Annotated in this window: 3 protein-coding genes; all 3 read left to right on the top strand. The window is 63.1% G+C overall.

Going from position 1 to position 17562, the window contains the following annotated elements:
- The first annotated feature begins 13 nt into the window (after window positions 1–13).
- Complete coding sequence (locus PM3016_RS19305) at window positions 14–16486, top strand: non-ribosomal peptide synthase/polyketide synthase (RefSeq protein ID WP_014370606.1); 16473 nt, start codon at window positions 14–16, stop codon at window positions 16484–16486.
- A gap of 140 nt (window positions 16487–16626) precedes the next feature.
- Window positions 16627–17058: a thioesterase II family protein gene (locus PM3016_RS40850; protein ID WP_274379986.1), complete on the top strand. Its 432-nt coding sequence runs from the start codon at window positions 16627–16629 to the stop codon at window positions 17056–17058.
- Window positions 17006–17371, top strand: a complete 366-nt coding sequence (locus PM3016_RS40845) for a thioesterase II family protein (protein ID WP_274379985.1) — start codon at window positions 17006–17008, stop codon at window positions 17369–17371. The genes PM3016_RS40850 and PM3016_RS40845 overlap by 53 nt, the downstream gene beginning before the upstream one ends.
- Window positions 17372–17562 lie beyond the last annotated feature (191 nt).

Below are 17562 nucleotides of genomic sequence, written 5' to 3'. Positions count from 1 at the left end.
ATGGAGGTTGCCGATGGGTGCCAAGTCCAATATTCAGCGGATTTATCCGCTGTCTCCCCTGCAGCAGGGGATGCTGTTTCACTCCCTGCTGCATCCGGAGTCTACGGCTTATTTTGAACAAATTACCTTAACGATGCATGGCGATATCGAGCCCCGGCACTTCGAAGAAGCGCTGAACGCCGCGATCGGGCGGCACGATGTGCTTCGTACGATGTTCCTGTATGAGAAAGTGCAGCAGCCGGTCCAGATCGTTCTGAAAGAACGGCCGGTCAGCCTCCAGTACGAAGACTTGGGAAGCCTCCCCGCAGAGGGGGCGGCCCGCCGGATCGAAGCCTACAAGGAGAGGGACCGGAAGCGGGGCTTTGACCTTTCCGGGGAAGAGCTGCTGCGTGTCGCCTTGTTCCGGGCGGGGGGCTCGGATTACGTCTCCGTCTGGAGCTTCCACCATATTCTGATGGACGGCTGGTGCCTTGGCATCGTCCTGAACGATTTTACCTCCGCCTACACCTCGCTCATCAGAGGCATCTCCCATCAATGGGGTGACAACGCCGCTGTGCCGTACGGTCATTTCATCGAGTGGCTGGGACGGCAGGAGCCGGAGGAGGCGGCCGCTTATTGGCGCGGCGTCCTGGAAGGATACGAAGAAGCAGCCTTGCTGCCGGCAAGACGGGGGATGGAAGAAGAGCAGGGGGCTTCCCTGTATGAGGAAGTCTCTTACGGTCTGGACGGGGAAACGACCCGGGAGCTGGAGCGGACCGCCGCCGCGAGCGGCATCACCATGAGCACGCTGATACAGACCGTGTGGGGCAGTCTGCTCGGAAGATACAACCGCAGGCGCGATGTGGTATTCGGCGCGGTGGTCTCCGGCCGGCCGGCCGAGCTGGCAGGCGTGGAGCAGACCGTCGGTCTGTTCATCAACACGGTCCCCGTGAGAGTGCGCTGGAGCGGGGGAGATACCTGGACCGAAACGGCTGGGCAGGTTCAGCGGGCGGCGCTGGACAGCGCGCCGTATGAGTATTACTCGCTGGCCGATATTCAGCGATTGTCACCGGTTGGGGGAGCTCTGTTCGATCATCTCCTCGTGTTCGAGAACTATCCGCTCGACCGGCAGGTATCTGCCCCCGCGGGCCGCAGCAAGGGGTTCGACATCACCGGGGCCGAATTCAACGAGCACACGAGCTACGATCTGACGCTTCTCGTATTTCCGGGAGAAGCCCTGCGGTTCAAGTTCTCCTTCAACGCTCTCCGGTATGACCGAAGTATCGTCGATCAGCTCTCCCTCCGGTTCCTGGAGGCATTGAAGAAGGCCGCTGCGGACCCGAACGCCGGAATGGACTCGCTGAGCTTGATGAATACAGCGGAGCGGGAGAGGGTACTTCAGGACTTCAACCTGACCGAGAGGGACTTTCCCCGGGAACGGCTGCTTCATGCCTGGGTGGAGGACCTCGCAGCCGCGGACCCGGACAGGATTGCCGTACGGACCGATGCGGCCGTCTGGACCTACGGTGAACTGAATGGCCGGGCCAACCGGCTGGCCTGGACGCTGCGGGCGCACGGAGTCGGTCCCGACACGGTCGTGGGCCTGGCGGTTCCCCGCAGCCCGGAGATGCTGACGGGCATTCTGGCGGTACTCAAGGCCGGAGGCGCCTACCTGCCGATCGATCCGTCAACGCCGGTGGAACGCATGGCCTACATCCTGCAGGACAGCGCAGCCGCGGTTCTGCTCACATTGGACAGCATCTGCGTACCCGCGGACGGAGATTATGCAGGCATCCGGCTCCTGCTCGATGCCGAGGAGGGCTTCAGCGACGATGTCTCCGACCCGCCTCCCATCGGCACATCGAGCCATCTGGCCTACGTCATCTATACGTCGGGCTCCACCGGACGCCCGAAGGGCGTGATGATCGAGCACCAGGCGGCGGTCAACCGGATTCACTGGATGCAGAGGGCCTACCCGCTTGGCGCAAGCGATGTCATCATGCAGAAAACACCGTACACCTTCGACGTCTCCGTCTGGGAGCTGATCTGGTGGGCGGCTGCCGGCGCCTCTGTGTATCTCCCGCCTGCGGGAGCGGAGAAGGATCCTTCCCGGCTCGCAGCCGGGATACGGGAGCATGGAGTCACGACCCTCCACTTCGTCCCGTCGATGCTCCAGGCTTTCTTGTCGCATGTTGAAGAGGACTCCGAAGCATGGGGCGGGCTCTCCAGCCTGCGGTTCGTGTTCGCCAGCGGGGAGGCGCTGCCCCTGTCGCAGGTCAGGCGCTTCCGCCGGTCCCTCGGCCGCACGAACGGGACGGCACTTGTGAACTTATACGGACCGACCGAGGCCGCCGTCGATGTTACGCATTACCTGTGTGACGGAGCGGAAGAGAAGATGAACCTGGTGCCGATCGGACGGCCGATCGATAACATCCGGCTGTTCATCGTCGACGAGTCCGACCAGCCCGTGCCTGCCGGGGTGCCCGGGGAGCTCTGCATCGCGGGCGCCGGACTCGCCCGGGGGTACCTCGGCCTGCCGGAACTGACGGCGGAGAAATTCACCGGCTGTCCGTTCCTCCCCGGAGAGCGGATGTACCGTACGGGAGACCTGGCCCGGTGGCGGCCGGACGGCGAAGTGGAGTACCTCGGCCGCATCGACGGTCAGGTGAAAATCCGGGGCTACCGGATCGAACCGGGGGAGATCGAAGCGGCGCTGCTGGCTCATAACGGGATACGGGAAGCCGCTGTTGCTCCCTATACGGAGAGCGAAGGAACCCGGGCACTCTGCGCCTATCTCGTTCTGGAGCCGGGAGATGAAGCCGGCAGGGATCGTTCGCTGCATGAAAAAGCGGCAGATGAACTTTCGGCGGCGCATCTGCGAAGCCATTTGATCCGTACACTTCCGGATTACATGGTCCCTTCCCGTTTCGTGATTCTGGGCCGCCTGCCCCTCACCCCAAGCGGCAAACTGGACCGCAAGGCCCTGCCCGAACCGGATGGGTCTGATGCCTTGCACCCGGCGGCCGGAGAATATGAGGCGCCGGAAACCGAGACCGAGGTGAGGCTGGCGGCTCTGTGGCAGGCGGTCCTCGGCGTGGAGCGGATCGGCCGCAGCGACTCCTTCTTCCTGCTCGGCGGACATTCCCTCAAGGCAACCGTCCTGTTCTCGCGCTTGCGCAAGGAATGGGAAGCGGACGTACCGATGCGCGCCATCTATGAACATCCGGTCCTTCGGGAGCTGGCAGCGTATCTGGATGCGGACGCAGCCGGGCACAGCGTGCCTTCCGGCGCGTCCGTACGGGCCGGACAAATCCTGCCGGCTGGAGCGCGCGCCTCATATCCGCTGTCTCCCGCGCAGCAGCGGATCTACGCCCTGCAGAACCTGAATCCGGATGGGACTGCCTATCACATGCCTGCGCGGTTTGTGCTCAGCGGTCAACTCGATATCCGCCGTCTCGAGGCGGCTTTTCAAGCGCTGATTGCCCGGCACGAGCCGCTGAGAACCTCCTTCGAGATCCGGGATAACGGCCCCGTTCAAATCGTTCATCCGCAGGTATCCTTTGAGCTGCGGCACGCTTCTCACGGCACGGAGGCCTGGCAGTCGATGCAGGAGGAGGCAAGCCGGCCCTTTGATCTGGGCCGCGCTCCGCTGCTCCGCGCGGCCGTGACAGCCCACGGCCCGGAGGAGCACCGGCTGTGGATCGACATTCACCATATCGTGTGCGACGGCGTCTCCCAAGGCCTGCTGATCTCGGAGCTCATGACCTTTTATACCCACGGCCCCGATACCCAATTACCGGCTCTGCCCGTCCAGTACAAAGACTATGCCGTCTGGCAGCAGGAACGGCTGCAGAGCGGGAGCATCGGGAAGAGCGAAGACTATTGGCTCGGCCGCTTCTCCGGGGAGCTGCCGGTGCTGGAGCTGCCGACCGACCGGCCCAGAACCACCGCGGGCAGAGCGGAAGGCGCCGTGTTCACCTTTGAGCTGGAGGAGACGCTGACGGACAGCATCAGGCGGCTCGCAGACCAGACGGGCGCAACCCTATACATGGTGCTGCTGGCAGCCTACTATGTCCTTCTTGCCCGGTACAGCCGGCAGGACGACATCATCGTCGGCAGTTCGACCGCCGGCAGAATCCATGCCGATCTGGAGCCGCTGGCCGGCATGCTCGTCCAGACCCTGCCGCTGCGGGCCCGTCCGTACAGCGGGATGCCGGTTCTCTCGTGGATCTCTGAAGTGAAAGAGCTGACCCTCGCGGCCTGGGAGCATCAGGAATACCCGTTCGAGCGGCTCGTGTCGAAGCTGGGCCTTCAGGGAGCCGCCGGCCGCAATCCGGTGTTCGATGCATTCTTTGTGCTGCAAAATATGGAGCTCGCTCCGAGAGACTTCGAAGCCGGGGAGCTGCAGATCCGGGCGATGCCGGTGGAGCGGAGCACGGCGAAGTTCGATTTGACACTGGAAGCCCTTGAGCTTGGGGGGGGACTGGCCTTTGCCCTCGAGTACAACAAGGGGCTGTTCGATGAGGCTTCGATCCGCGGGATGGCGGGGCACTACCGCCGTCTGCTGCAAGGTATGGCCGAACGGCCTGAGACGGAGCTTGGCCTCCTGCCGATGCTGGACGCGGATGAAGAGCAGCGGGTTCTCCGCTCCTTCAACGATACGGATCGGGCTTTCCCGCTGGAGAGAACGATCCAGGGCTGGCTGGAAGAACTCGCTGCCACAGACCCGTACCGGATCGCCGTTCGTACGGACAGCGGGAGCCTGACCTACGGCCAGCTGAGCGAGCGGGCGAACCGGCTTGCCTGGACACTGCAGCGTCACGGGGCCGGTCCCGACGTGATCGTCGGCATCGCCGCCCGCCGTTCGCCCGAGATGCTGGTCGGCGTACTCGCCATACTCAAGGCGGGCGGCGCTTACCTGCCGATCGATCCGGGGACCCCGCCCGAGCGGATGGCGTACGTGCTGCGGGACAGCTGCGCTCCCGTGCTCCTGACGATGGAGGGCAGCAGCGATCCGGGCGCCGGCTTCAAGGGGGTGCGCATCCCCCTCGATTCGGAGGAGAGCTACAGCACTCGAAGCGATACGCCGCAGAGCGGCTGCGCCTCCCACCATCTTGCGTATGTGATCTATACCTCCGGCTCCACGGGTCAGCCCAAGGGAGTCATGATCGAGCATGAAGCCGTGATCAACCGGATTCACTGGATGCAGCAAGCGTACCCGCTGTCCCCTCAGGATGTGATTATGCAAAAAACACCCTACACCTTCGATGTCTCCGTCTGGGAGCTGTTCTGGTGGGCCGCTGCGGGCGCCTCGGTGTATCTTCCTCCGGCCGGTGCGGAGAAGGATCCCGCCAGGCTCGCTGCGGGCGTGGAGCAGCATGGGGTCACGGTGATGCATTTTGTGCCTTCGATGCTGCAGGCGTTCCTGACTTACACGGAGCAGGAGTCCGAAGACGCCGGCCGGCTGGCCGGCCTGAAGCGGGTGTTTGCAAGCGGCGAGGCCCTGCCTCTCGGTCAGGTCCGGCGCTTCCGCCGTCTTCTGACGAGGCCTTACGGCACGGAGCTGATCAACCTCTATGGTCCGACGGAGGCGACGGTCGATGTGACGCATGTGGACTGCACGCCTGAAGAGGAAGTAAGAGACCGCGTGCCGATCGGACGGCCGATCGACAATATCCGTCTGTATATCATGGATCCGGCCGGTCAGGCGGTTCCCGTCGGTGTTCCGGGCGAGCTGTGCATCGCGGGCATCGGCCTGGCACGCGGCTATCTGGGACAGCCGGAGCTGACGGCGGAGAAGTTCGTTCCCTGCCCGTTCCTGCCCGGCGAGCGCATGTACCGGACCGGGGATCTCGCCCGGTGGCTGCCGGACGGTCAGGTAGAGTACCTGGGACGGATCGACCAGCAGGTGAAAGTGCGCGGCTACCGGATCGAGCCCGGCGAGATCGAAGCCGCACTGCTTCTCCATGAGGGGATCCGTGAAGCCGCTGTTGTCGTCCGCAGCATGACCGAGGATACCAAAGCCCTGTGTGCCTATCTCGTACTGCAAAAAGAGGGCACGGAGGGAAGTACGCCGCTGACGGGCCGGGAGCTGCGGAGCTTCCTGTCGGAAGTTCTTCCGGATTACATGATTCCGCTGCATTATGTCTGCCTGAAGCAGCTGCCGCTGACCGCCAGCGGCAAGCTGGACCGCAAAGCGCTGCCGGAGCCCGGCGGTGCCGGGTCCCTGCCGGCTGGAACCGCGTATGAGGCTCCGGCAGCGGAGACGGAACTCCTGCTGGCGGCGGTATGGCAGGAGGTGCTCGGCAGGGAAGGCATCGGCATCCATGACGACTTCTTTCTGCTCGGCGGGGATTCCATCCAGGCCATCCAGGTGGCTTCCCGGCTGCGCAGGCACGGGCTGCTGCTCGAGCTGCCCGAGCTGTTCCGGCATCCCACGATCGCCGGCCTCCAGGGGCGTCTGCGTCCGATCGGGGAAGAGGCCGAACAGGAAGCGGTATACGGAGAGCTGCCCTTAACGCCGATGCAGAGCTGGTTCCTTGCCGAGGGCTTCGCCGAACCGCAGCACTGGAATCAATCGATTCTGCTGCAGGCGCCGGCCAGGCTCAGCGAGGACAGAGTCCGCCAAGCGTTCCAAGAGGTGATGATTCATCACGACGCGCTTCGGATGTGCTTTGGAGACAATCCGGGAACTGCCGGTTTACCCGAAGAGACGAGGGCTCCCGCATGGATCCGGGGAGCCGAAGAGGCGTTCGATTTTCTATTGCAAACGGTGGATCTCCGCTCGGAAGCGCGGTGGCAGGAGAAACTCGCCGAAGAAGGGGAGAAGCTCAAGGGCATGCTGAAGCCCGGGGAAGGACGGCTCTGTGCGCTCGGGCTGTTCCGTGCTCCGGAAGCGGACTATCTGCTGATCACCGTGCATCATCTGGTCATCGACGGGGTCTCGTGGCGCATCATTCTCGAGGATCTCGCCGATGCGTATGCACAGCTTGGACAGTCGAACGACAAGGCGGCGGTGAAACTCCCCCGCAAGAGCGCTTCGCTCAGGGCATGGACCCGGCAGCTGCAGCGGTATGCGGTCAGCCCCCGCCTGCTTGGGGAGCTCCCGTACTGGAGGGAGATGGAGCAGAGCGAGCCGGCTTCGCTACCAAGGAAGACCGGCGGGAGCCTAACAGCCGGAGGCCCACGGACGCTTCCAGTCGAGCTCACACAGGAAGAGACCGCTCAGCTCCTGCAGGAAGCCAGACAGGCTTACCGGACCGATACGTCCGAGCTTCTGCTTACGGCGCTCGGACTCAGTCTTCTCAGCTCGGTCCAGGGCGGTGCGCTCTGTTTCGCGGTGGAGGGACACGGCCGCGAACCTCATCTGGAGCCTATCGATACGACGCGCACGGTAGGCTGGTTCACTTCCCTGTATCCGTTGGTGCTGGATCTGGCGGATACGGACGATCCGGGCGAGCAGCTGATCCGGGTCAAAGAATCGCTTCGGCGCGTACCGCGCAAAGGAACGGGATACGGCATCCTCCGGTATATAACCCCGCCGGAGCAGCGCCCGGGATTGTCTTTCGGGCTGAAGCCCGAGATCGCCTTCAATTACCTGGGAGAGGTCGATTCCGCCGGGGCCGGCGGCTTCCGCGTTGCCGGCCTGGCTTCCGGCAGCGACAGCAGCCGGAGGAATCATGCGCCCTATGCGCTGGAAGCCAACGGCATGATTACGGACGGCAGACTCTTGTTCCTGCTGCGCTACGATTCGGAAGTCCTGGACGAAACCTTGGTGGAACGGCTCTGCAGCCGATTCCGTGAGGAGCTGCTCCTGCTCATCCGTCATTGTGCGGAGCGGAAGCACGCACCGCAGCTGACTCCGTCCGATGTGGGACTCGCCGCCGATCTTCCATCGCTGCGCAGCCTGCTCTCCGATCTCGCCGGCCGTGTACCGGGGGCTGTCTTGGAGAAAGTCTATCCGCTCGGCGCCATGCAGCTCGGCATGATCTACCAGGCGATGGCGGAGCCGCAGTCCCCGGCCTATACGGAACAGCTGGTACTACAGTTCCGGGGAAGCTTTGACGAGCAGGCGTTCCGGGAAACCCTCCGGATGCTGATGCACAGACATGAAGCTCTCCGTTCCGTGTACCGTTACGGCCACACGGCGGATGAGCCGCTTCAGCTGATTCTGAAAGAGCGGGAGCCCGAGCTTTCCGTCGTGGATCTGCGCGGTTTGACTGCACAAGAGCAGGGAGCAAGATCCGACTCGGCCGTACAGTCGGACCGCGGGCGCGGGTTCGACCTGTCAAGGGATGTGCTCATCCGCTTTACCGTGTTGAGGACCGGGGACGACGCCTTCACGCTGCTTTGGACGCATCACCATATACTGATGGACGGCTGGTGTCTGAACCTGCTCATGAAGGATTTCATGGCGGCGTATCCCCTCCTTCGGGAAGGAAGGCCTGCCCGGTTGGAGCCGGCCGTATCTCTCGATGGCTATCTGGCATGGAAAAAAGAGCAGCGCTCCGCGGAGGCCGAGGCCTACTGGGGCCGCCTTCTGGGCGGGTACGAATCGCCCGGGGCCCTTCTCCAATATCTGCGCAGACGCAGCAGCAGCGACCCAGTGTCCGCCGAACCGCAGGAGGACCAGCGGGAGCTCGTCTGCCGGCTCTCCGAAGAGATGACCCGGAAGCTTGAGAGACTGGCAGCCGGCCGGCAGGCGACGGTGAGCTCCCTCATGCAGGCGGTGTGGGGCATCCTCCTCGGGTTGTATCACCGGCGTACCGATGTGGTGTTCGGTCAGGTCGTCTCCGGCCGTCCTCCGGAAGTGGAGGGCGTGGAGGAGATGGTCGGTCTGTTCATTCAGACCATTCCCGTCCGCGTGACCTGGGATGCCGAGACTTCCTTCGACGCCCTGCTCCGAGAACAGCAGGAGCAGGCCCTGGAATCCGCCGCCTATGCTCATATCGGACTGGCCGCCGCTCTTCAGGGCTCGCAGCCGGCGGCGGACGAGATCGATCATATTATGGTGATGGAGAACTACCCTGTGGAGCGGACGCTCCGCGAGAATACATCAGGGGGCAACGGCGCTCTGGAAGTCACCGGAGTGAAGGCGTACGAGCAGACGCCGTACCCGTTTCATTTGTTCCTGATTCCCGGCAGCGAGCTGACGCTGCGCTTCCAATACGATGGGCGGCAGGTGGAGCCGCGGCTGGCCGAAGCCTGCATGAAGCACCTGATCCGATTGGCGGAGCGGCTGGCGGAGGAGCCCCATGCGGCGATCGGGAAGCTGGAGTGGATCGAGCCGGAGGAACGCGGACGCATTTTGCATGAATTCAACGCTACGGCAGCGGAGTATCCACGGGATGCAAGCATTCCGGAGCTGCTGCTGCAGTCCGTTCACCGGCACAGGGACGATCCGGCGCTCGAAGACGAAGCGGGCTCCCTGACCTACGGGGAGCTCTGGACGAAAGGGCTGCATATCGCAGCCGGGCTTCGGAGACGAGGGGTGCAGCCGGCCGACGTGGTCGCCCTGTGGGCCGAACGAACCAAAGAAACCGTGGTTCTGCAGCTTGCCGTCCTGATCGCTGGAGCCACCTACCTCCCGATCGATCCGGCTTATCCGCCGGAACGCATTGGATATATGCTGAAGGACGCGGAAGCGGTAGGGATCGCTGCTGCAGGCCCAGACCCGGTCATCGGACAACTGGGTGTGAACAGGTGCGGTTGCCCGCTGTACTTCATAAGAGAGCTGGAGGAGGAAGGGGCCTCCCTCGTAACGGAAACAAGCGGGGCGGCAGCCGCAGGCATTCCGCACTTTGTTCCGCCCGCAGGCGGCGGTGCGCCGGCATACATCATGTACACCTCCGGCACCACCGGTCTTCCGAAAGGGGTCAAGATTCCCCATAGAGGCATCGCCAGGCTTGTGCTCGGTATGGACTTTGTGGAGTTTCGCCCCGGCGACCGTCTGCTGCAGACCGGCGCTCCCGTCTTTGACGCCGCTACGTTCGAGGTGTGGGGGGCGCTGCTGAACGGCCTGTCGCTGTACATTCCGGAGGAAGCGGCGATCCTGGATCCCTTGAAGCTGGCAGCTTTGATCTCCGAGCACCGGATTACGACGATGTGGCTGACGGCTCCGCTGTTTCATCAGCTCGCCCAGCTGCATCCGAGCCTGTTCCGAGGCTTGCGGCAGCTGATCGTAGGCGGGGATGAGGTGCTCGCCCCGCACACTGCGCGGGTGATGAACGCATGCCCGGGCCTCCGGGTACTGAACGGCTACGGCCCGACGGAGAATACGACCTTCTCCGCCGTAGCGGAGATTGACCGGGATGCAGAGGGTCCCCTGCCGATCGGGCGTCCGATCTCCAACTCCACAGCCTATGTGCTGGACTCCATGATGAGGCTGTGCCCGCCCGGAATGCCGGGTGAGCTCTTCGTCGGAGGGGACGGGCTGGCCATCGGGTATGTCCGCCGGCCGGAGCTGACGGCTGAGAAGTTCGTTCCGTCCCCCTTTGCCGCAGGAGAACGGTTATACCGGACAGGGGACCTGGCGCGGTGGACGGAGGGAGGAAGTCTGGAGTTCCTCGGCCGCATCGATACCCAGGTCAAAATCCGGGGCTACCGCATCGAAACCGGCGAGATAGCCCATACGCTGCTCTCCCATCCGCTTGTGGAACAGACGGAAGTGATTCTCCGCCGAACGGAGCAAGGCCTTCCGGAGCTGTGCGCTTATGTCGTTGCAGCACCGGAGCTGGCGGATATGGCGCCGCTGCGGACGTTCCTGCAAGAACGGCTGCCGGATTATATGGTGCCGGCCTCGTATGTCCGGCTGGACGCGTTCCCGCTGAACGTCAACGGCAAGATCGACCGGTCGCGTCTGCCGGAGCCGGCCGCATCCCCGGTAACAGGTACGGGCTTCGAAGCGCCGCGCAATGAACGGGAAGAAGCGCTGGCCGAGGTGTGGAGCCAGGTTCTGGGCCGGACCCGCATCGGCATCCGCGACAATTACTTCGAGCTCGGCGGTGATTCCATCAAGGCGATCCAAGTCGCATCCAGATTGCAGGCCCGCGGTCTGAAGCTGGATGTCAAGAGCTTGTTCCGCCATCCTACCGTGGCGGAGTGCGCTCCTCTGATGCAGGAGAACGACACCCCTTCCGGCTCCCAGGAGGAAGTAAGCGGAGAGGTGGAGCTTGCGCCGATCCAGTGTTGGTACTTGAGCCAGCAGCAGCCGGATTCGCATCATTTTAACCAAAGTGTAATGCTCTTCCGTGCGGAAGGCTGGGATGCCGATGTGCTGAAGCTGGCGTATGAAGCCGCAGCCGTGCACCATGACGCGCTGAGGATGGTGTATGCCTTCGTGGACGGCCGGATCGTTCAGAGGAACCGTGATGCTGCGGCGGCGCAGGAGTGCTGGAGTCTCACCGTGGAGGATCTTCGGGCCTTGGGCGGCGGGAAAGAACTGATCCGCAAGCATATCAGCGACAAAGCGGAGGAGCTGCAGCGGAGCCTGTCGCTCGTGCAGGGCAGGCTGGCTGCGCTCGGCCTGTTCCGTACCGCAGAGGGGGACCATCTGCTCATCATCCTGCACCATCTGGTGGTGGACGGCGTATCGTGGCGCATCCTGCTGGAGGATCTCTCCTCGGCTTATGCTTCTATAGAGCAGGGGCGGGAGGCCGTTTTCCCTCCCAAAACCACATCCTATCAGGAATGGACGAAAGGGCTCCTCGCCTATGCGTCAGGGCCGAAGCTGCGGAAGGAGATTCCTTATTGGACGGAAACCGAGCGAATGGGGGTCTCCCCGCTTCCTGCTGCGGGGATTGGGGAGCCGTATGGATACGCAGGGGAACTTGTGAGCATTCCGGTCACCTTCTCGGCAACAGAAACGTCCCGTATCTTGACGGAGGCTCACCGGGCCTACCGCACCGAGATCAATGACCTTCTTCTGACAGCTCTCGGTTCATCGCTGCAGGAGTGGACAGGGGAATCGTGGTGCACGATCGACCTGGAAGGGCACGGGCGCGAAGACACGGGGCAGGGGAGCAACCTCACCCGGACGGTCGGCTGGTTCACATCAAAGTATCCGCTCCTGCTCCGCGTACCGGCAGCCGATCCCGGGGAGCAGCTGATTGCGGTTAAGGAAGCCCTCCGCCGGGTACCGAACAAGGGCATTGGTTACGGAATCCTGACCTATCTTACATCTCCCGGCCTTCGTGAAGGCTTGGCGGGAGGCATGTCGCCTCTTACCGCCTTTAACTACCTGGGCGACTTTGGCGGCGGACCAGGGGAGGATACGGAAGCAGGCGTGACCTTCTCACCGCTGATCGAGCTCTGCGGAGCACCGGTCTCCCCGGAGCAGAAGCTGACCCACCTGCTGTCCGTGAACGGCATGACGATCGGCGGCAGGCTGCAGTTCACCTTCAGCGTGCCGGCGGGAGCCTTCGCCGAAGGAGCCGTTGAGGCGCTGGCCTTCTCCTTCGGTGAACGGTTGAAGGCACTTGCCGAGCACTGCTTCCACCGGCCGTTGACCGAGTCCACACCAACGGATCTGGGCGGCCCATGGCTCACCATGGAAGAGCTTCGGAGCTGGCGAAGGGAGCTCTCACACGTCCTGTCCGGTGCGGAGATCGAGCGGATCTATCCGCTATCCCCCCTGCAGGAAGGGATGCTGTTCCATACGCAGCTCGATCCTTCCTCCACCGCTTACTTTGAGCAGATGACGCTCAGGCTGGAGGGCGGGCTCGACACGGACGCGCTGGAGCACAGCCTTCACCTCCTGACCGAACGCCATGAGAGCCTGCGGACCGTCTTCCGGCATACGTCCGGCGGCCTGCTGCAGGCAGTGTACTCGGGAAGAAGGACGAGCCTGAGCATGGAGGATCTGGCGGATCTTCCCCGGGAAGCGGCAGAGGAGCGGGTTCAAGCTTACTGCGCCGAAGACCGGGCATCCGGCTTCGATCCGGCCCGCGGCCCGCTGATGCGGTTCGCCTTGTTCCGGCTTGGCGACCGGGAGCATCGGCTGGTCTGGAGCTATCACCACGCGCTGATGGACGGTTGGTGCCTCGGACTCCTCGTAGGCGAGTTCCTGAAGCTCTATGAAAGCAGACTCGGCCGTGTGACAGCCGGACTCCCGGCCGTCGAGCCGTACTTCCGGTATATCGAATGGCTGCAGGAACGCGACACGGACTCCGCAAGAGCTTACTGGCGCGGCAGATTGGCCGGCTGCGGGCCAAGAGCGGAACTCCCTGTGTGGCCGGAAGATCAACAAAGCGGAGCCAGGAATCAGGCACCGGCGGCCTATGTTCCGGAGGTACTGGATTTTGAGCTTGGTGCGAATGCCACAAAGGCGCTGGAGACGCTGGCCGCAGCCCACCGGACAACGCTGAGCATGGTGCTCCAGGGCATGTGGGGACTGCTGCTTGCCAAATATAACCACAGCCTCGATATCATCTTCGGCACGGTCGTATCCGGACGCCCAGCGGAGCTTCGCGGAGTCGAGACGATGGTCGGCCTCTTCATCAATACGATTGCCGTCCGCATGCAGCTCGATCCCTCCGAATCCTTCGGAGCCCTGCTGGAGCGCCTGCAGCAGGATGCCCTCGAGAGCGGGAGCCATGATTATCTCTCGCTGGCGGAGATCGGTAAGCTGAGCGGAATCCAGGGGGAGCTGGCGAGCCATCTCTTCGTATTCGAGAATTATCCTCTGGACGCCGGAGGGTATGGGTCAGCCTCACAGAGTGGACTGAACCTGTCAGGCATCGATCTGTTCGAGCATACGAATTACGACTTTACGATCATCGTGCTGCCGTCCGATTCGCTGCGCATCCGGTTCTCCTACAACGCGGGGGTGTTCCCGCGCCGGAGTATGCAGCGAATCCGGGAACACCTGCTTGCCCTGACGGAGCAGATTGTCAGAGCACCGGAAGCGCTCCTCGGCGAGCTGGACATCCTCACCGAAGTAGAGAGGCTGGAGAGCGTGCAGGCGCTGCAGCTGCTGGAGCAGCCATATCCTAGCGATACAACAGTCGACGGGCTTGTGAGCGAGCAGGCGGCCAGGACCCCGGAGCGGGTCGCCGTGACGGATGCCCAGGGCCGGATCACCTACGGCGAGCTGGAACAGGCTGCCGTCCGCCTTGCGCAGAAGCTCCAAGCGCACGGGGCGGGCCGGGGCGGGCGTGTGGGTCTCATCGTATCGCGCGGAATCCGTACCGTGCTCGGCATGCTGGCCATCCTGAAGACGGGGGCCGCCTATGTGCCCATCGAGCCCGGGGACCCGGCGGACCGGAAGCAGTATGCGGTCCGCCAGGCGGGGGTCAGCCTCCTGCTGGCCGAGACCGGCTGCGGCGCAGAAGAGCTCGGGCTTCCCGTTATCGGCTTCGACGAGAACGGCGGCACAGCCGGGGACCAATTACGGCTGCATGCCGGCCTGAAGCCGGCTCAGACGGATGACAGCGAACGGCACACGCCGGACGATCTCGCCTATATCCTGTTCACCTCGGGATCTACGGGTCAGCCGAAGGGCGTCATGATCACCCACCGCTCGGCAGTCAACCTGCTCCATGCGGTCAATCTCGAATACAGTGTCGGGTGCGATGACCGGATGCTGTGGGTGACTTCGATGAACTTTGACTTGTCCGTCTATGACTTGTTCGGCGTACTGGCTGCCGGCGGCACCGTAGTGACCGCCTTGAAGGAGGACGTGCAGGATCCCGACCGTTTGTGGAAGCTGATGAAGGAAGAGAGGATCACCCTCTGGGATTCCGTGCCGACCACGATGGGCTATCTGGTGGACTCGCTGGAGCGCAGCGGACTGCCGGCTGTCCAGACCGATCTGCGGCTGGTGCTTCTCAGCGGCGACTGGATTCCCGTAGCGCTGAAGGACCGGATGGGCCGGTTCTTCCCCCAGGCCGGGGTTATCGGACTCGGCGGCGCAACCGAAGCAACCGTCTGGTCGAATCATTATCCGATTCGCGAGGTGAAGGAAGACCAGCGCAGCATTCCTTACGGCAGGCCGCTGGCCAACAACGCTTTTTATATTCTCGATCTCTTCGGTCAACCGGTGCCCCCAGGCATCGCAGGCGAGCTGCACATCGGGGGACTGGGTGTCGCCCAAGGCTATGTGAATGATCCTGAGCGGACGGAACGGGCCTTCACGGCCGATCCCTTCCACCCGGGAGGCCGGATGTACCGGACCGGCGACCTCGGCCGGCTGCTGCCCTGCGGCAACATGGAATTCCTCGGACGCAAAGACCACCAGGTCAAAGTCCGGGGCTACCGCATCGAGCTTGGGGAGATCGAGTACCGGCTCGGGCAGCTGCCGGGTGTGACCGGGGCTCTGGCCCTTGTCACGGAGCCGGAGGAGGGCCGGGAAGGTCAGCTGTGCGCTTATGTGGTGACGGAGCAGCCGCTGGACGTCCGCTTCGTAAGGAACGCCCTTGGCCGGACGCTGCCAAGCTACATGCTTCCGCAGCATGTGATATGCCTTGAAGCGCTGCCGCTCACACCCAACGGCAAGATTGACCGCCGGGCGCTGCCGAAGCCGTCTTCCATGGACACCGGGGCTGTAACAGAGCCCCGCAATGAACTGGAACTCCGGCTGACGGAGATATGGCAGGAAGCGCTCGGTCTCGAAGTCCTCGGAATCGATGAGGATGTCTTCACCCGGGGCGCCCATTCGCTCATGGCCGCCTCCGTCGCCTCGAGGATCGGGAATCTGCTTGGGCACACGCTGCCTCTTCCGCTGCTCTTCCGCTGCCCGACCGTCCGCGAGCTCGCCGAGAAGCTGAAGCTGTGGCAGGAATGGCAGGGGGAAGGGGACGAGCCGTACTCGATCTTCGGAGCGCAAGAGGGGCCGGCAGTGTTCTGTTTCCCTCCGGTGGCAGGCTACGGCTTCCATTACCGCGGCCTGGCCGAAGCGCTGCCTGACTATGCCTGGATCGCCTTCGACTTCCTGGAAGGGGAAGATCCAGTGGAACAGTATGTGGAGCGGATCACCGCGCTTCAGCCCGAAGGCCCGTATGTGCTGCTCGGGTACTCCGCGGGCGGCAACCTTGCCCACGCTGCGGCACAGCGGCTCGAGGAGCGGGGGAGGAAGGTATCGATTCTCATCCTCCTGGATGCGGTTCGAAGACTGGAGCCCCACGTTCTGAGCAAGGAGGAGATGGAGAGGCAGACACGGGAGCTGCTTGACCTGGCGGAGGCCGGTGACCAGCAGGAACTTCTCCGTCTGCCGGAGGTCCGAGCGGCAGCGGAGCGGCGCATGAACGCCTACCGGCTGTGGCTGAACACCATGGCCAACACCGGATCGCTGCAGGCACCGCTCTTCATCCTCGATACGGAGGAGACGGGGGCCGGCTTCTCCTGGACCGGCGCATCTCGAAGCCGCACTGCTATCCGCCGGGCGGCAGGCACACACACCAGCATGCTGCAGGAAGCCGAGCTTCAGAGCAATGCGAGGATCATCGGGGAAGTATTGAACCAAGTATACGAGGGGATGCGGCAGGCTGAGGTCAGTCTGGACACCCGATAAGGAATCAGGAACGCCAGCTTCACATCAGGCGGCATCCGGCAGGGTGCCGCCGCTTTTTTGAAATAGAAGACATACAGGACTCAACTCGTTCCAGCTCGTTTCTGTCTTCTGTTATTTATGAGAAAGGATGATGATTTCAAATGAAATTATTTTGCATTCCTTATGCCGGCGGTTCAGCCGCAATCTACTCCCGCTGGAGGGCGGAGCTCCACCCGGACATCGAACTCGTGCCTCTGGAGCTGCCCGGACGGGGAAGCCGGATCGGGGAACCGCTGTGCCGGGACATCGAGTCACTGTCCCGCGATGCGGCCGCCCGGATCCGGAAGGAAGCGGGAGAAGCTCCCTTTTCTGTCTTCGGTCACAGTCTGGGCAGCCTGGTTGCTTATGAAGCCGCTCATCTGCTGCTGCAGGACGGGGGAAGAGAGCCCTTCCATCTCTTTGCGTCCGGACGGGGAGCTGTGCATCTGGAACCGAAGCGCGAACGTCTCCTTTCTTTATCCGCTGGGGGATCAGGAGTTCATGGAGGCGATCTTCGAGCTGGGAGGCACGCCGCGGGAGGTGCTGCAGCATAAGGAGATCTTATCTTTGTTCCTGCCGATCCTGAGAGAGGATTACCGGATTTCCGAAACGTATGTCTACCGGGAACGTCCGCCCTTTCCATTCGATATCACCGTCATGTATGGAACGGAAGACAGAACGCATCTGCCGAACGTGCCGGAGTGGAGCAGGCATACTGGGGGCGAGTGCCGGCTGAAAGCTTACGAGGGAGATCACTTTTTCCTGAACGACAGCCGTCACCGGACTGAGATGATCGTTCTCATCAATCATACGCTGAGAAGCGTACCGGCTGCCGGGTTGGCGGCAGGAACGGGTCTTCGTACATAAGCCTTACCGGCTGCCGCCGAACCGTGGACCCGTCCCGCGCCGGACTGCCGCATGTATCCCCGTAGGACGATGCCTGATATATCCCATTTGGGATCTATCAGGCCCTGTGCGGGATCGATTATGCTTACCCTTGAATCGTTGTGTGCAGCACTGAATTGGCAGTCAGCTGCGACATGCAGCAGCAAACCTTT

The sequence above is a fragment of the Paenibacillus mucilaginosus 3016 genome (assembly GCF_000250655.1).
Classification (GTDB): domain Bacteria; phylum Bacillota; class Bacilli; order Paenibacillales; family NBRC-103111; genus Paenibacillus_G; species Paenibacillus_G mucilaginosus.
Note: the sequence above shows the minus strand (reverse complement) of the source record. Positions and strands in the feature narration are given on the sequence as shown.

Coding starts and splice junctions, on each gene's coding strand:
- PM3016_RS19305 (WP_014370606.1), top strand. CDS start 14: ATGGGTGCCAAGTCCAATATTCAGCGGATTTATCCGCTGTCTCCCCTG.
- PM3016_RS40850 (WP_274379986.1), top strand. CDS start 16,627: ATGAAATTATTTTGCATTCCTTATGCCGGCGGTTCAGCCGCAATCTAC.
- PM3016_RS40845 (WP_274379985.1), top strand. CDS start 17,006: ATGGAGGCGATCTTCGAGCTGGGAGGCACGCCGCGGGAGGTGCTGCAG.